This is a genomic window from Fretibacterium sp., assembly GCF_057312375.1.
On record NZ_DBHLDX010000005.1, the window covers coordinates 37,997 to 60,581 of the forward strand.

Genomic DNA, 22,585 nt, shown 5'->3' on the forward strand with positions numbered 1-22,585 from the left:
ATGGCCATCGCAGCGATCGTCGGCAGGCCCAACGTCGGCAAGTCTTCGCTGTTCAACCGCTTGATCGGGCGGCGGGAGTCCATCGTGGACGACGCGCCGGGCGTGACGCGGGACCGCATCTACGGCGAAGCGGAGTGGCGCGACCGGTCGTTCTACGTCATCGACACGGGGGGGATTCTGGGAGAGGAGTCCGCCTTCAGCGCAGGCATCCGCGCCCACGTGGAGGCGGCCATCGAGGAATGCGACGCCATCGTCATGGTGCTGGACGGCCAGGCGGGGGTCACCGCGGCGGACGAGGAGGTGGCCCACCTCCTGAGGCGCAGCCGCAAGCCCGTCATCGTAGCCGCCAACAAGCTGGACGACATCAAGCACGACGACAGCGCAAACGAGGCCTACGAACTGGGCTTTGAGCACGTCGTGCCCATCAGCGCGCTGCACAAGCGCAACCTTGAGGACCTGCTGGACCTGCTGACGGAGCTGCTTCCCGATGAAAAGCTGCAGGAGGAGGCCACGGACGAGGTTCGCCTCGCCATCGTGGGCAAGCCCAACGTGGGCAAGTCCTCCATGCTGAACGGCCTGGCCGGCGCCGAGCGCTCGCTGGTCAGCCCGGTGGCGGGGACCACGCGGGACCCGGTGGACACCGCCGTCACCCTGGAGGGGCAGCGTTTCCGCATCGTGGACACCGCGGGCCTTCGCCGGCGCGGCCGCATGGACTCCGCCCTGGAGTACTACTCCTTCGTCCGCACCCTGGCCGCCGTGGACCGCTGCGACGTGGCGCTGCTCCTGATGGACGCGCAGGACCCCTGCACGGACCAGGACAAGAAGATCGCCGCTCACGTCGTGGAAAAGGGTAAGGGACTGGTCCTCATCCTGAACAAGTGGGACCTGGTCACGGGAGAGCGGCCCGGCGACAATCTGACGAAGCGCATCCGGGACGACATGCCCTTCCTGAGCTGGGCGCCCATCCTCTTCACCTCCGCCAAGAGCGGCCGCGGGCTGCAGCGAATCGCCCAGACGGTCCTCGCCGTGCGGGAGGCCCGCCGCCGCCGCATCCCCACCAACGTCCTGAACCGCCTGATGCGCGACGTGCTGGCCTTCGACCGCCTGCCCTCGAACCGCAAGGGCCGCTCCCTCCGCATCTACTACTGCTCCCAGGCCGACACGGAGCCGCCGACCTTCATCTTCTTCGTCAACGAGCCGGACATCGTGAACACGGCCTTTGAAAACCACGTCCGCAACGAGCTGCGTCGGCTTGAGGACTTCACCGGCACGCCGCTGCGCGTCTTCTGGCGCGGGAAGGAGAAGGAGTAGGGAGCCTGCGGGCGAACCGTCAGTCCCGCGCCCCCCCACTCCCCTCACTCCCTGCGGTCGCTGTGGCGAGGCCCCGCCTCTGCCAGCGCGAGCCGGTCAGCCGCGCCAGGAAGATCGCTCCCCGCCCACAGAGCTCGATGCACATGGCCAGCCACACCCCGCGAAGGCCCCTGCGGGGAGCCAGGAACGCCGCCAGAGGAAGGCGCACGCCCCACATGCTGGCGAGGGTCATCAGGCTGGAAAAGAGGGTGTCCCCCGCCCCGCGAAAGACACCCGCAGCGACGATGTGCGCCCCATACAGCGGCTCCGCCAACAGCTCGACGCGCAGCACCTCCACGCTCAGGGACAGGATCTCCGGGTCGGCCGTCATCGTGCCGATCACCAGCGGGGCCAGGAGGTAGAGCAGGGCGCCGCCGAGGGTCATGACGGCCATCCCCAGCAGGACGACCATCCAACCCAGCCGCCTGGCCAGCTCCCCCCGTCCGGCCCCCAGAGCCTGCCCCACCAGCGTCGCAGCGGCGAGTTCAATGCCGTAGCCCGGCATGTAGCATAAGCCCTCCGCCGTGACGGCAAAGGTGTTCGCCGCAATGGCGGCCGTGCCCAGCGGCGCCACGATCGCGGTGCAGGCGACGTAGGCGCTCCCCATCGCGACCCCATCGAGGGCCAGAGGAAGGCCGATCTTAAGCGCCCGGACGAGGTCCTCCCTCAGCCGGCCCGCCGGAGGCTCCCGCCGCAGCCGCAGCGCCGGCGAGCGCACCAGGAGGAAGAACAGCATCAGAGCAGCGCTGACGACCTCGGCAAGGAGCGTCCCCAGCGCCGCCCCCGTCACGCCCAGGCCCGCGCCCGGAAGCCGGACGCCCACGCCCCACAGCGGCACGACCCTCGAGGGAAAGATCAGGAGCGCGTTGAAGACCACGTTCAGGACGCACATGAGGGCGTTTATCGTGCTCGGCAGGCGCGCGTTGCCGCTGCTCTGCAGCATGTCGCCCGCGATGTAGTTCATCTGAAGGGCGGGCAGGCCCAGGGCGTAGATGAAGAAGTAGGAGGCTGCATCCCCAGAGATATCCTCCTCCCCGCCAAGCCATCGGGGCAGGGAGCCGCTCAACGCCGCCCCGACGGCGGACAGGAGGAGGCTGAAGGCCAACGCCGTCGCCAGGCCGCGGCGCACCACGCCCCGCGCCTCCGCTTCGCGCCCTCCGCCCACGCGGTGCGCCACCTGCACCGAGAAGCCCGCGCTGACCGCCCCGCAAAGGCCGATGATCAACCACGTGCTGGAGGACACGAGCCCCACGGCGGCCGCCCCGCGGGCCCCCAGGCTCCCCACCATCGCGGCATCGATGTACTCCATCACGATGGTCGCGAGGTACGACAGCATGGCGGGCACGCTGAGCCGCATCGTCAGCAGGAGCTCCTCCCGAAGGTTCAGGGCCTCCCCTCCGCGCAGTTTTTCCAGCAGGTCCATCCGTTCGATCCCGTCCACTCCCCCTCAAGGCGCGCTCTCCGCACGACAGCCACTTTGAAGCCCATCATAGCACATCGAGCAGCGACCCCGCGGGGAGGTGAATGACCGAAGGTTAAGGGGTAAAATAGGGCACAAAATTCGCTTTTAGGGAGGTTATCTCTTCATGGGACCGGAACTGTACCAGGCGCTGCCCTTCTGGCATCAGGCAGCGATCGTCTGCCCGCTGATCTTTCTGGGAGGCCTCGTGGACGCCATAACGGGCGGGGGCGGGCTGATCACCCTTCCCGCCTACCTGTTCGCGGGGCTGCCCGTCCACTTCGCGCTCGGGACGAACAAGTTGAGCTCCTGCATCGGCACCGCCCTGACGACGGCGCGGTACGCCCGCGCCGGCTTCATCCCATGGAAGCTCGCCTGCCTCTGCGTAGCGGCCTCGCTGATGGGCTCGAACCTGGGGGCGCACCTGGCGCTCTTTCTCGACGACCGCATCTTCAAGTTCCTGATGCTATTCCTGCTGCCGGTCACGGCCCTCTACGTGCTGAAGGGACGTGCGCTGGTGCGCCAGCGCCCTCCCCTGCCCCAGACGCGGACCGTCCTGACCAGCGCGGCCATCGCCTTCGCCCTGGGGGCCTACGACGGCTTCTACGGCCCCGGAGCGGGCACGTTCATGCTGCTCCTGCTCGCGGCGGCAGCCCATCTTAGCCTCAACACGGCCAACGGCGTCGCGAAGTCCATCAACATGGCGAGCAACCTCGCAGCCCTCACCGTCTTCCTGATCAACGGGCGGGTGCTCTTTCCCCTCGGCCTGCTCGCCGCGTGTTTCGGCCTCGCCGGAAACTACCTTGGGGCCCGCTCCTTCGAGCACGGCGGGGCCAGGACGGTCAAGCCCATCATGCTCACCGTGCTGGCCATCTTCTTCGTCAGCCTGATTCGCGACCTGTTTTGAAGCGGTGACTCCCGCCGCCGGAGCAAACGGGCCTTCGCACGGACATTCAGGGCGTCGGATTTCTATAAGATAATGTGGTAACATGGAGCAGTATTTTTCCTGACGGCCGAAGCCCCTTCGGCACCCCCGCTAAAGGCCCGCGTCCATTTGGGAATTCAAAAAATCTAAAGGGAAAAGGAGATCGTCATCATGTCGAAAAGGGAATCCGTCTTTCAGAACTACGCGCTCTTAATCGCCATGCTGGGCGCCATCGCGGCCGGGTGCGCCGTCGGCTGGGCCTGGCCCGGCGCCACGGCGCTTGAGCCCTTGGGGACCATCTTCATCAACCTGCTGTTCTGCATCGTCGTGCCGCTCGTGTTCTGCTCCGTCGCGGGCGCCATCGCCAACATGAAAAGCCGCGCGCGGGCCGGAAAGATCATGGGCGTCACCATCGCCACCTTCGTCATCACGGGGGCCATCGCCTCCGTCATCATGATCGTCCTCATGAAGCTCTACCCGCCCGTGCCGGTCCCCTGGACGGAGCTCAAGGCCGCCGACGTGGGCGAACAGGCGGGCCTCGCCACGCTCGTCGTCAACTTCTTCACCGTCCCGGACTTCTCCGCCCTCCTCAGCCGCCGGGCTATGCTGCCCCTCATCGTCTTCTCCATCCTCTTCGGCTTCGGGGTCAGCATGGCGGGCGGCCCCGCGACCCTCACGGCGAGGGCCCTGGCCGACATGACGGAGTGCATGCTGAAGGTCATCAAGCTCCTGACCTACTACGCGCCCATCGCCTTCTTCGGGTTCTTCGCCTCCCTCGTGGCGACCTACGGGCCGCAGCTCATCGGCGACTACAGCCGGGCGCTCGTCGTCTACTACCCACTGTGCTTCGTCTACATCCTGACGGCCTTTCCCCTCATGGCCTGGATCGGCGGCGGGGCGGCAGGGCCGGGGGTGATGTTCCGCCACATCCTGAAGCCCGCCGTCACGTCGCTCGGCACCTGCTCCTCCATCGCCACGATCCCCGCCAACATGGAGGCCGCGGACGACAGCGGCATCTCCCGCGACATCACCGAGATGGTCCTGCCCCTGGGAGCCACCATGCACATGGACGGTTCCTGCTTCTCCTGCACCCTGAAGATCGCCTTCCTGTTCGGCGTCTTCGGCATGGAGTTCAGCGGCGTGGACACGTTCCTCCGGGTCATCCTGGTGTCCGTGGTCTCCTCCGTCGCCATGTCCGGCATCCCCGGAGGCGGCTACATCGGCGAGTTCGTCCTGTGCTCCCTCTTCTTCCCGGACCATCTGGCCCTGGCCTACCCCATCGCGATCACCATCGGCAACCTGGTGGACCCCCCCGCCACGATGATCAACTCGTCGGGGGACTACGTAGCGTGCTTCATCGTTTCTCGCTTCGTCGACGGCCGGGACTGGCTGAAGAACGCCCTCGCCCGGAAGGCATCCGAAGGCGCGTAGAAGCGCTCACATAAAGCGAGGGGCAGCCCCACGGCTGCCCCTTTTGCTTTACATCCCCCGGCTACCGGCCCGCGAGGTACTCCTTGATAGCGGCCAGGACCTGATCCGCGTCGAGGCCGTGAACCGCGCAGGCGTCCTCAAGGGACTCCCCTATCGACGAAGGGCACCCCACGCAGTGCATCCCGCTCCGCATCAGGACCTGAGCAATGCCCATGTCGTGCTCCAGCATCTCCCCCATCGTCGTCGCCTTCGTCACCTCAAAGGGCTCCGCCGCCTTAACTGCCTCCGCCATTGAGATCCCCTCCCAACAAAATATAGAAAAAATATCGGGTATTATACCCTCCTCTTGAGCGTTGCATCATCCTCCAAAATACCGACCTGTTGTATAATAGGGAAATTAAATTTTTGTTAGGGGGGAGTCCCCGGCGCGGATCCCGAAAGCCTCCCGATTTCGAGGGCGTTCGGTCCTTACAGCGCAGGCTCAAAAAGACGGCGGCAGCCGCGATTTACCCCTTAACGCCAGACTTGAGAGGAAGGTATTCGTCATGGAGAACGTCAAGAAACGGGAAACTCTGGGGAGCCGGCTGGGCTTCATCTTCCTGTCGGCGGGGTGCGCCATCGGCCTCGGCAACGTGTGGCGCTTCCCCTTCATCACGGGGCAGTACGGCGGGGCGGCCTTCGTCCTGATGTACGTTGCCTTTCTGCTGCTCCTCGGCATTCCCGTCATGGTGATGGAGTTCGCCGTGGGGCGCGCCTCGCAAAAGAGCTCCACCCGGTCCTTCAAGGTCCTGTGCCCGCAGCATCGCGTCTGGGGCCTCTGGGGCTATGGGGCCTGGATCGGCAGCGTCATGCTCATGATGTTCTACACCGTGGTGACGGGCTGGATGCTGGCCTACGTCTGGTACTCCGCATCGAGCAGGTTCGCGGGCGCCACGCCGGAGGCCGTGAACGATGCCTTCGGCGCGCTGCTGTCGGACCCGAAGGAGCTCATCGGCTGGACGGCGCTCACGGTGCTCATCGGCGTCGCCGTCTGCTGGACCGGCCTGCGCCAAAGCGTGGAGCGCGTGACCAAGGTCATGATGTGCGGCCTCCTCGCCATCATGATCGCGCTGGCCCTTCGCTCCGTCACCCTGCCGGGGGCGGATCGCGGCCTCGAGTTCTACCTGAAGCCCAACTTCGCGAACCTCACGGCCAACGGCCTCTGGACCAGCGTCTACGCTGCGCTGGGACAGGCCTTCTTCACCCTGGGCCTCGGCGTCGGCAGCATGGCCATCTTCGGCAGCTACATCGGCAAGGACCGCTCCCTGATGGGCGAGGCCCTCCTGATCTCGACGCTGGACACGGCCGTGGCCCTCTGCGCGGGGCTCATCATCTTCCCCGCCTGCTTCGCCTACGGCATCGAGCCGGGCGCGGGCCCTGGCCTGATCTTCGTCACACTGCCCAACATGTTCAACCAGATGCCCAGCGGGCAGCTCTGGGGCACCCTCTTCTTCCTCTTCATGAGCTTCGCCGCCCTCTCCACCGTCATCGCCGTCTTCGAGAACATCATCGCGGGCCTGATGGACCGCCTGGGCTGGAAGCGGCAGTCCGCCGCGCTCTTCACCGGCGTCGCCATCCTCATCCTCTCCATCCCCTGTGCCCTGGGCTTCAACCGGTGGTCCGGCTTCCAGCCCCTGGGCGCCGGGTCCGGGGTGCTGGACCTCGAGGACTTCATCGTCAGCAACAACATGCTGCCCCTGGGCTCCCTCGTCTACCTGTTCTTCTGCGTTTCCCGCTACGGTTGGGGCTGGGACGGCTTCATCCAGGAGGCGGACGCCGGACGCGGCATCAAGTTCCCGGCCTTCCTCCGCCCCTACTTCACCTGGGTGGTGCCCCTTCTCGTGCTGTCCATCTTTGCGGCGGGCTACTGGGAAAAGTTCGTGAAGTAGCCGGCCCCTTCGCTTCAGGAATCAAGGTTATCGTGCCATGGAAAAGAAACGGGAAACTCTGGGAAGCCGGCTGGGCTTCATCTTTCTTTCGGCGGGGTGCGCCATCGGCCTCGGCAACGTGTGGCGCTTCCCCTTCATCACGGGGCAGTACGGTGGGGCGGCCTTCGTCCTGATCTACGTCGTCTGCCTGCTGGCCCTGGCGCTGCCGCTCCTCGTGATGGAGTTCGCCGTAGGGCGCGCGTCCCAGCGCAGCGTCGTGACCTCCTTTGCCGCCCTCTGCCCCCAGCACCGGGCCTGGTCCGTCTGGGGCTACGCCGGATGGATCGGCTGCACGCTCCTCATGATGTTCTACACCGTGGTGACGGGCTGGATGCTGGCCTACACGTACTACTCCGCAAAAGGAGACCTGGCGGGACTCACCCCGGACCAGGTTGGAGGCGCTTTCGCCAGCCTCCTCGCGGACCCGGAGTCCATGGTGCGCTGGCTGGCCCTGGCGGTAGGCGTTAGCGCCGCCGTCTGCTGCTCCGGCCTCAGGCGGGGCGTCGAGCGCGCGGCGAAGGCCATCATGGCCTGCCTCCTCGTCATCATGGTCGCGCTGGCCGTTCGTTCCGTCACCCTGCCAGGGGCGGAGCGCGGCCTCGAGTTCTACCTGAAGCCCAACTTCGCGAACCTCACGGCCAACGGCCTCTGGACCAGCGTCTACGCTGCGCTGGGACAGGCCTTCTTCACCCTGGGCCTCGGCGTCGGCAGCATGGCCATCTTCGGCAGCTACATCGGCAAGGACCGCTCCCTGATGGGCGAGGCCCTCCTGATCTCGACGCTGGACACGGCCGTGGCCCTCTGCGCGGGGCTCATCATCTTCCCCGCCTGCTTCGCCTACGGCATCGAGCCGGGCGCGGGCCCTGGCCTGATCTTCGTCACACTGCCCAACATGTTCAACCAGATGCCCAGCGGGCAGCTCTGGGGCACCCTCTTCTTCCTCTTCATGAGCTTCGCCGCCCTCTCCACCGTCATCGCCGTCTTCGAGAACATCCTGGCCTGCTTCATGGACAAGCTCGGCTGGAGCCGGCCCCTCGCCGCCCTCGTCACGGGCTGCGGGCTCTTCGTGCTGGCCCTGCCCTGCGCCCTGGGCTTCAACCGGTGGTCCGGCTTTCAACCCCTCGGTGCCGGCTCCGGGGTGCTGGACCTGGAAGACTTTCTCCTCAGCTACAACCTGCTGCCCATCGGGGCCATCGTGTACGTGACGTTCTGCGTCTCGCGCTATGGTTGGGGCTGGGACGGCTTCATCAAGGAGGTCAACACGGGCCAGGGCATGAAGTTCCCGACGTTCCTGCGCGGCTACCTGACCTACGTGGCCCCCGTCATCGTCCTCCTCATCTTCCTGGCCGGCTACTGGGAGAAGTTCTTCAAGTAACCCACGTCATCTCACAGAAAGCGCCGGACCCCAACCGGGGACTCCGGCGCTTTTCTTCGCTTTTTCAGGGCGTCCAGCGCCTTTTTGTTGTATCATTACATCATCTAATGCCATGGGGGGCGGTCTTCATGCGGGACGGGCGGAACGGCAGCGGAGGCGCTGAGGGAGGGCACGGTCGGAGCGCGGAGGCCGGACGGCGGACGCGAGGCGAAAGAGGGCCTATGGTGTGCCTTGAGGTCAGCGCGCTGTCCAGCGACGGCGCGGGCATCGCGCGCACGGCAAACGGCGTGGTCTTCGTCGCAGGCGCCCTGCCGGGAGAGTCGGTGACGGCGGAGATCACGAGCCGCCATAGGGACTTCTCCACGGCGCGGACGCTGTCGGTAGAGCGTCCCGCGGAGGGCCGCACCGAGCCGCGCTGTCCCCACTATGGGCGCTGCGGCGGGTGTCAGCTTCAGCACGCGGCCTATCCCCTGCAGTTGAAGCTGAAGGCCGATCTGGTCCGCGACGCCATGACGCGCATCGGCGGCTTTTCCCCCGACCTCCTGGATGGCCTGGAGTGCGTGCCCTCGCCCCAGAGCTGGGGCTACCGCAACAAGGCCTCCTTTCCCGTGCAGTCCATCCGCGGACAGATCGTCGCGGGCTTCTACCGTGCGGGCACCCACCGGCTGGAGCGGCTGCAGGAGTGCCCCGTCAACGCCGCGCCCCTGAACGCCCTCTACCGTACCGTGCTGGGCGGCCTGAAGGACCTGCCCTTCGACGGCTACGACGAGCGAACGCAGGAGGGCAAGCTGCGCCACATCGTGATGCGCGCTGGCCTCAACACGGGCCAGACCCTCCTGTCCTTCGTCCTGAACGGACGCCTCGCCGCGCGGGGCATCAAGGCGCTGGCCGTCCTGGGCGCCAGAGCCCGCCCCACGACGCTGACGCTGAACCACAACTCGCGCCCCGGCAACGTCATCCTGGGCCCCCACACGGAGGCCCTGTCGGGGGACGGCCGCATTGCAGAAAAGCTGGGCCCATGGACCCTGGCCTTCGACACCACCTCCTTCTTTCAGGTGAACACGGCTCAGGCGGAACGCCTCTTCCGCTACGCCGTCCAGCAGGCGGAGGACGCGGGGGAGCTCCTGGAGCTCTACAGCGGCGTCGGCTCCATGACCTGTTACCTAACGGAGCGCGGCGCCGTCACCAGCGTGGAGGAATGGCGCAGCGCCGTTCAGATGGCGGAGCGCAATCTGAAGGCCAACGGCCTGAACGTTCGGACGCTCTGCGGCCGTGCGGAGGACGTGGTGGAGGAGCTTCACGGAGGCTATGGCGCCGTGGTGATGGACCCGCCGCGCGACGGCTGCGCCCGCCCGGTGCTGGAGGCCGTGGCCCGCTTCGGGGCGCCGCGGGTGGTCTACGTGTCCTGCAACCCCGCGACGCTGGCCCGCGACTGCAAGATTCTCTCCGGGCACGGCTACCGGCTTCAAACCGTCCGCGCCTTCGACATGTTCCCTCAGACGGCCCACGTGGAAACGGTCGTGCTGATGTCGCGGGGCAAGAATTGACAGGTCGTGCCGTATCGCGGGGCTTTTTGGGAAGGCAACCTCAGCGCTGTGGGCAAATTTTGACTTGGTTCAGCCTGACCTTTACCCTTGCGTGCAAATCAGTTCCTCACCTTGCCCGTGCTTTGCGTTCCTGTGGATTTGGGATTTCGCACAGAGGACATAGTAAACAAGAAGTTGAGAAAGATAAAAACTATGCAGTACAATGAACTACACAAAAAGGAGATGAATTTATGCCATTTTTTATTTTTAACAGAAGGAATAAGTCATCGTCGGAGACGCTTAAAAACGGGGATGTTATCAAGGTCGATCGGAAATTTTATTATCATTACGGAGTCTATGTTAACAAAGGCAAGGGCAAGGTTATTCACTATACTGGAGCTGAAGGCCCGAACGATTTCAAGGGCAAGTTGCGAGAGACATCTCTCAAGGAGTTTTTGAATGGGGCGTGTAAAGTGAAGGTTTGCCTTTTTCCAAAGGAATTGGACAACGTTGATCAACTTGGTCGTCTCCCCACAACTGAAGTACCCATTCCCTGCTCTCAAAGTGTTGCGCCAAACTTGGATTCATTCGAGAGAAATTCACTAAAAAGGTTGCTACGGTCCCTGTGGGAATGGTCAAAGAAAAAGAGAGCGTCAGGTTATCATCTCTACTCCGGCGAGGAGACCGTCAGACGGGCCAGAGGTGAATTGGGCAAGGAGGAATATAACCTTGTCACCAATAACTGCGAACACTTTGCAATATGGTGCAAGACGGGCCTAAAGTAATCTTCACAAATCAATAGTATTGATAGATATTATATTGACTGAAGATGCTAGATTGTAAATCTGAAGGCGGAGATAGACGAACGATCCGTTTTTAAAAATTTCTCCTGCCCGAAGATTATTTCACTCGCGTTTCACATCCCAGCAAACGCAAGATATTCCTATCGCCTTGAGGAATTGACGTTATGGCCCTATAATGATGCGAAGGTCAAAAGCGCCCCGCCCTTTGTCGGGACGTCGGTCCGCTGCATGGCCCCAAGAAGGGAGGAAACATCTTCAAAGGCAGCGTTTCCGGACCTGTGCTCTTGTTCGTCGGCTTTCGTCATCCGGGGGAGATCATCGCCCCGGCATTCTTCAAGGAGGTGCTGTACGTGGACTATGGCTTTTTGTCGCTGGTTCCGCCGGTGCTCGCCATCGCGCTGGCGGTGCTCACGAAGAACATCATCGTTTCCCTTTTCGTCGCCGTGTTCGTCAGCTCCGTGATCCTGGCGGACTGGAACCCCTTTCTCGGACTCACCCGCATGATCCACGATTACATGTTCAACGCCGTCGCAGAGGACATCAACATGCAGGCGCTTTTCATGATGGTGGTCATCGGTGGATTCGTCGCGCTCTTGACGAAGTCCGGCGGCGCCAGCGCTTTCACCTCGGCGGTCACGCGGCGCATCGACACCCGGGCCAAGTGCGAGACCGGCATCTGGCTCGGCGGGCTTGCCATCTGGTTTACCGATAACGGAAACTCCCTCATCGTCGGCCCCATCTTCGAGGCTCTGGCGGAGAAGCTTCGGGTGTCCAGGGAAAAGTTCTCCTACATCCTGGACTGCACCACCTCCCCCATCTGCGCCCTGATCCCCATCATCGGTTGGGGCGTCTACACCATGTCCCTGATTCAGCCGGAGCTGGACAAGGCAGGGATCACAACCTCGACGGACCTCAGCGTGTTCATGGCCGCCATTCCCCTGAGCTTCTACGCCGTCCTGACGCTCTTCATGGCCGGACTGATGGCCGTCACGCAGTGGGACTACGGCCCCATGCTCAGGGCGCAGAACAGGGCGATGAAAGCGGGCGAAACCATTCGTGCCGGCGGTACCCCCATGCGGGCGGAGGCCCAGGCCGACGACCTGCCCGCAGGCGTGACCCCGAAGATCTACACCATGGTGGTTCCCCTCATCGTGCTCCTGACCGTCATGTTCTCGTACCTGACCTATAAAGGGCTCTGGCACACCAGGGTGCCTGGGACCGACATCCGCACGGGAGTCGCAGCAGGATTTATGGTCGGGACCATCGTCCTGATCGTCATCTGCGTCCTGGAAAAGATCTTCAGCTTCAACCGCTGCCTCAGCATCATCAGCGGCGGCTGGGCCAACATGATGTTCATGTGCGTGGTGCTGGTCCTGTCCTGGTCCCTGTCCGGCGTCTCCAGCGCGATGGGCACGGCGGGCTACCTCCTCCGCGTCACCGAGGGCTGGCTCAACCCCTCCATCCTGCCCCTTCTCCTCTTCCTCATCGGCGCCATCATGTCCTTCGCCACCGGGACCTCCTGGGGCACCATGGCCGTTCTGTTCCCCATCGGGCTTCCCATGGCCATCAGCCTGAACGTGTCCATTCCCCTGACGTCGGCAGCCATCATCAGCGGTGGCCTGTACGGCGACCACTGCTCGCCCATCTCCGACACCACCATCCTGGCGTCCATCGGCGCGGCGTCCGACCACATCGACCACTTTGAAACCCAGATGCCCTACGGGACCACCTGCGCGGCGATCAGCGGCGTCCTGTTCCTCGTCGCCGGATGGTTCCCCAGCGCGATCATGCTCGTCCTCGGCGCAGTGGCACTGACCGCAACGATCTACGTCCTGCACAAGGCGTCCGTCCGTAAATACGGTCAGGTCAGAGTGCCCGGCGGCGAAGCGGAAGAAACCCTCTGAAGAGACAACGCAAGATGCCAAACATAGCAAAGACCATGATCGACCTGGACGCTCAACTGGAGCGGGGCGAGGCCCTGACCAACATCCGGGCCATTCCCGGCGAGCGATGGTTCCCCCTGGAAACCTGCATCGAGGAGGACTTCAAGGAGTACTGGGGAGGCGATTGGGGTTGCTCCTCGGAGTACTCCAGGCTGAGGTCCGTCCTGCTCCACAGGCCGGGCAAGGAGGTCGAGGGCTTTGACCCGGGGGCGGTTCGCTTCCGAGAGGCAGTGGACACCGAAAAATTCCGCAGCCAGCACGACGCTCTGGCGCAGTACTACAGGGACCACGGCATCCAGGTGTTCTACACCCCCGGCGTCCGTGAGGACCGGCCCAACGCCGTGTTCTGCAGGGACAAACTCTTCATGACGCCGGAGGGCGCCATCGTCTGCCGGCTGGGCATGGCGGAACGCCGCGGCGAGGAGCGCTACGTGGCGCAGGCCTGCGCCGACCTCGGCATCCCCATCGTCAAGACCATCGCCGGAGATGGGCTCTTCGAGGGGGCCAACGCCATGTGGGTGGACCGCCGCTGCGTCATCCTCTCCCTGTCGGTACGGGCCAACCGCAGCGGCTATGACCAGATGGCGTCGGAGCTGACCCGACAGGGGGTGACCGACATCATCCCCATGCAGATACCGTACGGGCACTGCCACATCGACGGTCTTCTGAACATCGCGAGCGAGGACACCGTGCTGCTCCATGCCATGCAGGTCCCCTACGAGGTGGTGGACCGCCTGAAGAAGAAGGGCTTCAATGTCCTGGAAACACCCTCCCTGACCGAAACGAAATACGGGTACGCCACGAACTTCGTAGCCATCGACAACGGTCACGTCGTCACCAGCAACCAGGCACCCCAGGCCGTGGAGCTTTTGGAGAGAAACGGCATCCAGGTCGACGTGCTCGACCTTTCGGAGCTGAACAAGGGCCGAGGGAGCGTCCACTGTATGACGGCATTCCTCAAGAGGGACTGACGCCGGCTCTTAGGCCGAACGGTGCAGGTGATTCTGAAAATCGTGTGATAGTGATTGAAGGAGGACGCTCAATGGCTTTATGGGCTGGAAGGTTTGAGAAGGACATGGACCAACTCGTCAAGGAGTTCAACGCCTCCATCGGGTTCGACGTGAGGGCGTATCGCGAGAACATCGAGGGGAGCATCGCCCATGTCACCATGCTGGCGAAGCAGGGCATCGTGACGGAGGCCGATCGAGATGCGATCGTCGCCGGGCTCGAGAGGATTCGGGAAGGGCTGGATGCCGGAACGATCCGCTTCACCGTGGAGGACGAGGACATCGCCATGGGCGTGGAGGCTCGCCTCATCAAGGATACGGGAGACGTCGGCAAAAAGCTCCACACCGCCAGAAGCCGGAACGACCAAAGCCTGCTGGACACGACGATGCTCCTGCGCCGGGAGATGCGCGAGATCGAGGGGGCGTTGGCAGACCTGATGAAGGTCATCCTGGACAGGGCGGAGGCGGGCACGGACGTCCTGATGCCGGGCTTCACCCACATGCAGCACGCCCAGCCCATCACCGTCGGGTTCTGGTTCATGGCGTACTTTCAGATGTTTCGGCGGGACTTGGACCGTCTTCAGGACTGCCGTGCGCGCACCGACTTCTGTCCCCTTGGGGCCTGCGCCCTGGCGGGCACCACCCTGCCCATCGACCGGCAGGCCACCGCAGAGGCCCTCGGCTTCTCCGCCCCAACGGAGAACGCCATGGACACGGTGAGCGACCGCGACTTCATGATCGAGTTCCTCAGCGCGGCCTCCATCTCCATGATGCACCTGTCGCGATGGGCCGAGGAGTTCGTCTGGTACAACAGCACCGAGTTCTCCTACCTCACCCTCGACGACAGCTTCTGCACGGGGAGCAGCATCATGCCACAGAAGAAGAACCCGGACATCGCCGAGCTCCTTCGTGGGAAGGTCGGCCGGGTCTACGGCGACCTGATGGGGCTGCTCACCGTGCTCAAGGGGACCCCACTGGCGTTCAACAAAGATTTCCAAGAGGACAAAGAAAAGGTCTACGACGCCATCGACACGTGGAAGGCGAGCATCCGTATCCTCGAAAAGATGATCGGAGCCGCTTCGTTCCGGCCGGACGTGCTGAACGCACAGCTGGAGAAGGGGTTCCTCAACGCCACGGACGCGGCGGAGCACCTGGTCGTAAAGGGCATCCCCTTCCGCGAGGCGCACGAGATCGTGGGGCACATGGTGAGAGCCTGCGAGAAAAAATGCTGCCGGCTTGAAGACCTCACCGACGCGGACCTGCCCCTCATCGACCCTCGCCTGTCCAAATCCATGGTGGGCGACATCGGCATCAGGGCCTGCGTGAACGCCAGGAGGTCCTACGGAGGCACGGCTCCCGGGGAGGTGCGGCGGCAGATCGCAGCTGGCAGAGAATGGCTCGAGAGGACGATGCACGGTTAAGCCGCCGCGCCACGCTCCACCTCAAGAAAACTGCGTCCGTTTCTCGCGTTTCCCACCGGGATTCATGTTAAACTGATAGTTTATGAACTCTCCTGCATTGACAGGTGAAAATTCACGGGCATGGGAAGGATGGACGTCATGAGCGATGGGCGCAACGAGAGGGAGAACTGGGGGAGCCGGATCGGCTTCATCCTGGCGGCGTCGGGGTCGGCGATCGGGCTGGGAAACATCTGGCGCTTCCCCTACATGGTGGGGATGAATGGCGGGGCTGCGTTTCTGGTCGTCTACCTGCTGCTGGTGGCCACCGTCGGGGCGACGGTCATGCTGGGCGAGTTTGCGTTGGGACGGCGTATGCGCAAGGCGCCGGTCCCGGCCTTCTGGCAGGCGTCGGGGACCCACACCTGGACCCTCGTGGGCTGGATGGGAACGATAGGGGGGAGCTTCATCATCCTGTCCTACTACGCGGTCATCGGGGGCTGGACGCTGAAGTACATCGTGGCAAGCCTTCAGGACCTGATGCCGCAGGCTGTGGAGGGCCGGTCCGGCGACGTCTTCAATCATTTCGTCGGCAGCCCCACGGAGGTGATCGCCTACTTCCTGGCTTTCATGGCCATGACGGTGGGCATCGTGCTGGGAGGCATCGGCAAGGGCATTGAGCGCGCCTGCAAGGTCATGATGCCGCTGCTCTTCCTCATCATGCTCGTGCTCATCGCGCGGGCCGTCACCCTGCCGGGGGCCCTGCAGGGCCTCGACTTCTACCTGCGGCCCGACTTCAGCAAGCTGACCTGGCCGGCTCTGCTGGACGCTCTAAGCCAGGGCTTCTTCTCCCTCTCTCTGGGGATGGGCATCATGATCACCTACGCCAGCTACATCAGGGACGGGGAACACCTGCCCTCCAGCGTCGCCTACGTGGTCTTCTACGACTCGCTGGCGGCCTTCCTGGCGGGGCTCGTCATCTTCCCGGCGGTGTTCTCCATGGGGCTTGAGCCCACTCAGGGCGTGGGGTTGACGTTCATCGTCCTGCCGGGGGTCTTCGCCAGGATGCCTCACGGCGAAATCTTTTCCGCCCTGTTCTTCGTCCTGCTCTTCTTCGCGGCCATCACCTCCTCCATGTCGCTCTTCGAGGTGGCCGTGGCCCACGGCATGGACGACCTGAAGTGGTCCCGCAGAAAGTCCTCCCTCATCATGGGGGTCATCATCACGCTGCTGGGCCTGCCCTCGGCCGCGTCCCTGAGCGGCTCCCCCAAGCTTTGGGGCATGGACTTCCTGAGCGCCATGGACTTCCTGTCCAACCACATTATGCTTCCGCTCTGCGCCATCCTGACCTGTATCTTCGTCGGCTGGCGGTTCCTCGACAGGGCGGAGAACGAGATATCAAACCACGGGACCTATCGTTTCAAACTGCTGAGCATCTGGGCGTGGATCATCCGCATCGTGGCGCCCGTCGCCATCGGCATCGTGTTCTACAAGGGGCTCTTTTAGACGGCGACGAGGGCTTGCGTCTCTGCTTTCAAGAGCGCGAAAGGGGGCTTCGGCCCCCTTTCGTCGTCCTGCGAACCGCGCAAAAAACTCAGTACGCCAGCTTGTAGATTTCGAGGACGTCCTCCTCGTTCAGGCGCTTCAGCTTGCCGAAGCTGCCGTGGGACGAGGCGTTCTCCGCCAGGCGGCGGACGTCCTCCTCCCGGATGTTCAGCTCACGCAGCGTCGTCGGCGCGCCGATGGAGCTGAAGAAGTCCTCCAGTGACTCGATGCCCTCAAGCGCCTTGTCCTCGTCCGTCCCGTCGTAGATGTCGAAGACGTTCTCCGCCAGCCGGGCGAAGGGCACGGGGTACTCCTCGTGCAGGTAGCGCGCCCAGGCGGGCATCATGACCGAGAGCGACGCACCGTGGGGCACGTCGAACAGCAGGCTGAGGGCATGCCCCAGCTTGTGGGAGGCGAAGTCCCCGCGGCCGTTTCGCCCGCAGGACAAAAAGCCGCTGTGGGCGATGGAAGCCGCCCAGGCGTACTCCGCCCGCGCGTCGTAGTCCCGCGGGTCCTCGATCAGGTCCGGGATCAGGCGCATCATGCTGCGCAGGAGGGCGTACCCCTGCTCGTCCATCAGCTCCGCCCCCTCGTCGCCGTCGAGCACGCGCTCCAGCACGTGAGCCATGATGTCCACACCGCCGTTGACCGTCTGCCGTTCCGGGAGCGTGAACTGCAGCGTCGGGTCGATGACGGACACCTTCGGGAAGAGCAGCGGGCTCGATATGGAGGTCTTGAACTCGCTCTCCGGGTTGGACACCACAGCGATGTCGTTCACTTCGCTCGAGGTGGCCGACGCCGTCAAGACACCGAAGATCGGCAGGGCCTTCTGCACCTCAGCCTTCTTTTCAAAGAAGTCCCACACGTCGCCGTCGTAGCACGCTCCCGCGGCCACGGCCTTCGCCGAGTCGAAGACGCTGCCGCCGCCGATGGGGACGATGGCGTCAACCGGCACGGCCTTGATCCGCGCTATCGCCTCGCGCACCTTGTCCACCCGCGGGTTCGGCAGGACACCCCCAACCTCTGGAAACTCGATGCCGGCCTGCGTCAGCGTCTCCGTCACCTGCGCGTAGGCCCCGTTCTTGAAGATCGCCCTGCCGCCGTAGAGCAGGAGCACGCTCCTGGCGTGGATCGCGGAGAGCTGCTCCGCCAGCTTGGGGATCGTCCCCTCGCCAAAGAAGACGATCGTCGGATTCCACCACGTAAAGTTATGCAATACAAGCGCCTCCATTCACAGAAAAAATTCATGAAATACAGATCAGCATCGCTCGGCGGGCCCTCGCGGTCCCTTTTTATCGTTTTAAGTGAGGCCCTTCAGAGCCCCTCCCCGGCCCTCCTCAGCCTGGCGAGGCGCAGGCGCCTGGCCTCGCACCGCAGGAGGCCCAGCCTGCGGCACTGGCCCCAGAGGAGCAGGATGGACAGCGCGCCGCCCCCCGCGTCCAAAGCGGGGAAGGCGCCCCAGACGCCGATGGCGCCCCAGATGCGAGGCATGATGAGGAGCGCCGGAATGAGGAAGACGAACTGGCGGCAGAGGGAGAGGAAGAGGGAGAGTCCGGACAGGCCGATCCCCTGAAAGAAGCTGTTCGTGACCATGGCGACGCCGGTGAAGATGACGCCCGCATAGGCAACGCGCCCTCCCTCGACGGCGATGGTCAGGAGTTCGGGGTCGGTGGAGAACAGGCGCATCATGTCCCACAGGAAGAAGTGCACCACGACGACGCTGCCCATGAAGTACCCCGTGCCGAGGATGAGGGCCAGCTTCAGCGCCTCCAGCACGCGCAGGGGGCGCCGCGCGCCCCAGTTGAAACCGAAGATGGCCTGCACTCCGTCGCATATCCCCACGACGGGTAGGAAGAGCAGGGAGTCCCAGCCCATGAAGGCCCCCAGGGCGGAAACGGCGAGGGGGCCGCTGTACTTCGCCAGGGACTGGTTGAACAACACGTAAAACAAGGAAAACGAAACCTCCGTCAAGGCGGAGGGGAAACCCAGAGCCATGAGGCGACCGAGGATCCTCGGCTTCAGGCGACAGTACTTCAAGCGAAGGCGCAGGTGTCCCGACCGGCGCCAGTAGAAGGAGGCGACCCACAGCAGGCTGGTCAGCTGCGCCAACGCCGTGCCCCACGCCGCCCCCGCGACGCCCCACTTCAGGCCCCAGACGAACAGCGCGTCCAGAACGATGTTTGCGACGGCACCCAACATCTGCGTGGCCATGGCGAAGTTGGGGCGTCCCTCCGCGCGGATGGCGAAGTTCATGACGAAGGAGAGCATCCCAAAGGGCGCTCCCAGCAGGATGATGCGCAGGTACTCCCGCGACGGACCAAGGAGCTCCTCGTTCGCGCCGCTCAGTCGAAGCAGCGGGTCCATCCAGATGAAGGCGACGACGCTCACCAGGACGCTGACCACCGCGGCCGCGGCGAGGGCGCTGCCCAGCACGGCCTCGGCCAGGTCGTCGTTCTTCTCCCCCAGCGCCCCCGATATCATGGGGACGGCCCCGATCCCGAAGAGCAGCGAGAGCGAGAGGAGCAGGAGCATGAAGGGGAAGCAGACGCTGATGGCAGCCAGCCCCATCGTCCCGACGAGGCGGCCGACGAACATGCGGTCCACGATGTTGTACAGTGCGTTCGCAAGCATCCCTGCGATGGACGGCAGCGTGAAGCTGAAGATCAGTTTCAGCATGGGCTCGCGGCCCATGCGCTGCGGCTGAAGCATAGAGAATCCCCCCCGTGTCAGTGAGTTTGCCGCAAAGTGTTTACAGGGCTTATCATAGCACAGCCGGACCTGTATTATAATGATAATGTCTTGAAGAAAACGCTTGGGGGAAGCGACAACAGATTGAAGGAAGATGGAGGCACGATGATGAACATGCTGAACAGGATCAAGGACCTGGCGAGGGAATATGAGCGTGACGCCGTAGCTCTGCGGCGACACTTCCACGCGCATCCGGAGCTCTCCTGGCAGGAGGCACGGACGACGGGCCGCATCGAGGAGGAGCTGGGAAAGCTGGGCATCCCGGTCCTCCATCGCGGCTACGGCGGAACGTCGAGCGGCCTGATCGCCGACATCCAGGGCGCCCGCCCCGGCAGGTGCGTGGCCCTGCGCGCGGACATCGACGCCCTGCCCATCCACGAGGAAAACGACGTCGAGTACCGGTCCCAAAACGATGGCGTCATGCACGCCTGCGGACACGACGGGCACATGGCGGGGCTGCTCACCGCGGCGCGCATCCTGATGCAGATTCGGGACGAGCTGCCCGGCACGGTGCGTCTGCTCTTTCAACCCGCCGAGGAGGACGGTCCTCGCGGTGGCGCTAAGGTCATGATCCAGGAGGGGGCACTTCAGGGTGTGGATGGCGTCTTCGGCCTCCACCTCTTCAGCCTCTACCCCACCGGCAAGGTGCTCTATCGCTCCGGCCCCTGCATGGCCTCCGCCGATGGCTGGGACCTGGTCGTCACGGGCAAGGGGGGACACGGCGCTGCCCCTGAGAAGGCCGTGGACCCCGTCGTCACCGCCTGCACGCTGGGCTGCGCTCTCCAGACCATCGTTTCCCGCGAGGTCGCGCCCACGGATACGGCCGTCATCAGCATCACCAGCGTGGAGAGCTCCACAAAAACCCGCAATATCATCCCTGAGAGCGTCACCCTGATGGGGGCGACCCGCGCTCTGAGCCCGGAGATGCAAGACAGGGTCGAGGCCGCCATGCGCCGCATCGCGGAGGGCGTCGCCCTGACGACGCGCTGCAGGATCGACCTGAACTACATGCGCTTCTACCCCGCGGTCATCAACGACCCGAAGCTGACCCAAATCCTGAAGGCAACGGCGGAGGCGATGTTCGGCGCCGATGCCGAGGAGGCGCCCGTGAACATGGGGTCCGAGGACTTCAGCTTCTACGGCCGTGCCGTGCCGGCGACCTTCGCCCAGCTGGGCGTCGGCGACCCCGCCCAGCCGGGGACCCGCTGCCCCCATCACTCGCCAACCTTCAACCTGGACGAGGCGCAGCTCCAACGCGCGGCAGCCCTCCACGCCGGCTTCGCCTGGAGCTTCCTGAACGGGGATTAAGCCGGCTTGAACATCGCGGCCTTCGACCTCGAAACGAACGGCTACCCTGGGACCTCCGTGCTCTCCGCCTCGTCCATCGTGTTCGACGAGGCGGGGCGCCTCCTCGCCTTCTTCAACCGCTTCTACCTTCCTACCGAACCTTTCAATCGCTGGCTCGTCCGCGTCCACGGCCTGACGCTCGAAAGACTTTTGGCCCTGCGCGCCCGACGCCCCAACGGTTCGCCCTACTTCGTCGAGGACTGGCCCGACCTGATGGCGTTCTGGGACCATTGGAACGTCGAGGGACTCGTCATCCACAACGCTCGCTTCGACATGGCCTTCCTTCCGGAGGTGGCTCAACTCCTCCTCCCCTGCTGGTGCTCCATGCGGGGCCTGACGGAGTTCTGCGCCCTGCCGGGGAGGAACCGCTTCAAGCCGCCGCGGCTCAGTGAGGCCGTGGACGCGGTGTGCTGCGGTCCCCGCGCGCTGTCCGCCACGGAGGACATTCAGCGCGCGGAGGAGGCCGTTGGGGACGCTGCAGCGCACGTTTCCCTGTCGGACTGCTTCCAGCTCTACCGCGCCGCCGCGCGCGTCGCGGCGAACCGACCGGATTGGATGGACTTCAAAACGATCGCATTGCCCTTCCACACGCCGAAAGGACGCCCCCATCCCCCGTCCACCTCCCCGCGCGAGGACGGCTTCACGGTCGGCCTTCTGGACCTCGAACGGCGCCTGCTCTCGCTCGGCGCGTCTGGGCAGGGACTGGTCGAGGATTGACTTGCCGATCCAGCCCATGAAAAAGGGCCGCTCCGCAGAAAACGGAGCGGCCCTTTGGCTTACGGATTTGAAAGCGTGATTTCTCTACGGCGAAGCTGGCCTAAGCCTCGATGACCGTCCCGACTTCGCCCTTCAAAGCCTCTGCGGCAAGGGCGAGGGAGGTGATTACGGCCTTGCGCCCCTTCTTGGCCTCGACGAAGGCCAGACAGGCCTCGACCTTGGGCAACATGCTGCCCTTGGCGAACTCGCCGCTCTTCATGTACTCCTTGGCCTCTGCCACCGTCAGGTGTGCCAGGTCCTTCTGATTGGGCTTGTTGAAGTTGATGGCCACGCGGTCAACAGCCGTCAGGATCACCAGGGCGTCGGCGTCGAGGTCCGACGCAAGGCGGGCGGAGCTCCTGTCCTTGTCGATGACCGCATCGATCCCCACGTAACGATCTCCCTTGCAGATGACCGGAATGCCGCCGCCGCCGACCGCGATGACGACCATTCCCATCTCCATCATCTTTTTGATGGCGTCCATCTCGACGATCTTCACCGGCAGAGGAGAGGGAACGACCCTGCGATAGCCGCGTCCAGCGTCCTCGACGAAGGTCCAGCCCTTTTCCGCCGCAATGGCGTCCGCCTCTTCCTTGCTGCAGAAGTTGCCCACCGGCTTGGAGGGGTCCTGGAAGGAGGGGTCCTGCGCGCTGACCTCAACCTGCGTCACGACGCTCACGACGTCCAGCTTCAGCCCAACGCGCTCCGCTTCGGCCTGAAGCGCCTGCTGAAGGTGGTAGCCGATATATCCCTGGCTCATGGCACCACATTCGACGAGGGGCATGTAAGGCGTCTTGCCGTCCCCCTGCGAGGCGAAATCGAAGGCGTTGTTGATCATTCCGACCTGCGGGCCGTTTCCATGCCCGATGACCACCTGATGGCCGGCCTTCACCAGCCCCATGATGGACGGGGCCGCCTTGCGGACCGCCTCGATCTGTCCCTCCGGGGTATTGCCAAGGGCATTGCCGCCCAGCGCAACGACAACTTTACTCAAGGTTCGTCCTCC

At 64.2% G+C, this 22,585-nt stretch carries 18 protein-coding genes; 13 read left to right on the forward strand and 5 right to left on the reverse strand.

Annotated features, from left to right (window positions below; all coding sequences use genetic code 11):
* On the forward strand, positions 1-1,311 hold the full coding sequence (der, locus tag ACO41U_RS01870; RefSeq protein WP_485941252.1) for a ribosome biogenesis GTPase Der: 1,311 nt from the start codon (positions 1-3) through the stop codon (positions 1,309-1,311).
* 19 nt (positions 1,312-1,330) lie between these two features.
* On the opposite strand, the gene ACO41U_RS01875 is transcribed toward der, so the two are convergent.
* Positions 1,331-2,791, reverse strand: a complete 1,461-nt coding sequence (locus ACO41U_RS01875; protein WP_485941253.1) for an MATE family efflux transporter — start codon at positions 2,789-2,791, stop codon at positions 1,331-1,333.
* A 145-nt stretch (positions 2,792-2,936) separates the two neighbouring features.
* On the opposite strand from ACO41U_RS01875, the gene ACO41U_RS01880 reads away from it, so the two are divergent.
* A complete protein-coding gene (locus ACO41U_RS01880; protein WP_485941254.1) occupies positions 2,937-3,716 on the forward strand; it encodes a sulfite exporter TauE/SafE family protein in 780 nt (259 codons plus the stop codon).
* Between the two features lie 189 nt (positions 3,717-3,905).
* Positions 3,906-5,165 (forward strand): dicarboxylate/amino acid:cation symporter, encoded by a 1,260-nt coding sequence (locus tag ACO41U_RS01885; RefSeq protein ID WP_485941255.1) that lies wholly within the window; start codon positions 3,906-3,908, stop codon positions 5,163-5,165.
* 61 nt (positions 5,166-5,226) lie between these two features.
* Here the strand turns inward: ACO41U_RS01885 and ACO41U_RS01890 are convergent, their stop codons facing one another.
* Entirely contained in the window at positions 5,227-5,457 is a 231-nt protein-coding gene (locus ACO41U_RS01890; RefSeq protein ID WP_298782025.1) for a DUF1858 domain-containing protein, read from the reverse strand.
* Between the two features lie 253 nt (positions 5,458-5,710).
* On the opposite strand from ACO41U_RS01890, the gene ACO41U_RS01895 reads away from it, so the two are divergent.
* The 8 genes from ACO41U_RS01895 to ACO41U_RS01930 all read left to right on the forward strand — a co-directional run bounded on the left by ACO41U_RS01895 (position 5,711) and on the right by ACO41U_RS01930 (position 16,689).
* Positions 5,711-7,093: a sodium-dependent transporter gene (locus ACO41U_RS01895; protein ID WP_485941256.1), complete on the forward strand. Its 1,383-nt coding sequence runs from the start codon at positions 5,711-5,713 to the stop codon at positions 7,091-7,093.
* A gap of 37 nt (positions 7,094-7,130) precedes the next feature.
* Positions 7,131-8,507 (forward strand): sodium-dependent transporter, encoded by a 1,377-nt coding sequence (locus tag ACO41U_RS01900; RefSeq protein WP_485941257.1) that lies wholly within the window; start codon positions 7,131-7,133, stop codon positions 8,505-8,507.
* Between the two features lie 128 nt (positions 8,508-8,635).
* Entirely contained in the window at positions 8,636-10,054 is a 1,419-nt protein-coding gene (rlmD, locus tag ACO41U_RS01905; protein ID WP_485941258.1) for a 23S rRNA (uracil(1939)-C(5))-methyltransferase RlmD, read from the forward strand.
* 230 nt (positions 10,055-10,284) lie between these two features.
* Entirely contained in the window at positions 10,285-10,818 is a 534-nt protein-coding gene (locus ACO41U_RS01910) for a lecithin retinol acyltransferase family protein (protein ID WP_485941259.1), read from the forward strand.
* A 296-nt stretch (positions 10,819-11,114) separates the two neighbouring features.
* On the forward strand, positions 11,115-12,740 hold the full coding sequence (locus ACO41U_RS01915) for a Na+/H+ antiporter NhaC family protein (protein WP_485941260.1): 1,626 nt from the start codon (positions 11,115-11,117) through the stop codon (positions 12,738-12,740).
* 14 nt (positions 12,741-12,754) lie between these two features.
* Complete coding sequence (locus ACO41U_RS01920) at positions 12,755-13,750, forward strand: dimethylarginine dimethylaminohydrolase family protein (protein ID WP_485941261.1); 996 nt, start codon at positions 12,755-12,757, stop codon at positions 13,748-13,750.
* 71 nt (positions 13,751-13,821) lie between these two features.
* Positions 13,822-15,207, forward strand: a complete 1,386-nt coding sequence (gene argH / locus ACO41U_RS01925; RefSeq protein WP_485941262.1) for an argininosuccinate lyase — start codon at positions 13,822-13,824, stop codon at positions 15,205-15,207.
* A 129-nt stretch (positions 15,208-15,336) separates the two neighbouring features.
* Positions 15,337-16,689: a sodium-dependent transporter gene (locus ACO41U_RS01930; protein ID WP_485941263.1), complete on the forward strand. Its 1,353-nt coding sequence runs from the start codon at positions 15,337-15,339 to the stop codon at positions 16,687-16,689.
* Positions 16,690-16,777: 88 nt separating this feature from the next.
* Here ACO41U_RS01930 and ACO41U_RS01935 read toward each other — a convergent pair whose 3' ends face one another.
* Both ACO41U_RS01935 and ACO41U_RS01940 read right to left on the reverse strand, forming a co-directional pair.
* Positions 16,778-17,944 carry an iron-containing alcohol dehydrogenase gene (locus ACO41U_RS01935; protein WP_485941264.1) on the reverse strand — a complete coding sequence of 389 codons (1,167 nt, stop codon included), beginning with the start codon at positions 17,942-17,944 and terminating at the stop codon, positions 16,778-16,780.
* Between the two features lie 98 nt (positions 17,945-18,042).
* Positions 18,043-19,437 (reverse strand): MATE family efflux transporter, encoded by a 1,395-nt coding sequence (locus ACO41U_RS01940; RefSeq protein WP_298780483.1) that lies wholly within the window; start codon positions 19,435-19,437, stop codon positions 18,043-18,045.
* 123 nt (positions 19,438-19,560) lie between these two features.
* On the opposite strand from ACO41U_RS01940, the gene ACO41U_RS01945 reads away from it, so the two are divergent.
* Together ACO41U_RS01945 and ACO41U_RS01950 are read left to right on the forward strand one after the other, a co-directional pair.
* On the forward strand, positions 19,561-20,784 hold the full coding sequence (locus tag ACO41U_RS01945) for a M20 metallopeptidase family protein (RefSeq protein ID WP_485941265.1): 1,224 nt from the start codon (positions 19,561-19,563) through the stop codon (positions 20,782-20,784).
* Between the two features lie 6 nt (positions 20,785-20,790).
* Positions 20,791-21,540, forward strand: coding sequence for a 3'-5' exonuclease (locus tag ACO41U_RS01950; protein WP_485941266.1), 750 nt, complete (start codon positions 20,791-20,793; stop codon positions 21,538-21,540).
* A gap of 100 nt (positions 21,541-21,640) precedes the next feature.
* Here the strand turns inward: ACO41U_RS01950 and arcC are convergent, their stop codons facing one another.
* On the reverse strand, positions 21,641-22,573 hold the full coding sequence (gene arcC, locus ACO41U_RS01955; RefSeq protein ID WP_298780134.1) for a carbamate kinase: 933 nt from the start codon (positions 22,571-22,573) through the stop codon (positions 21,641-21,643).
* Between the last annotated feature and the right edge of the window lie 12 nt (positions 22,574-22,585).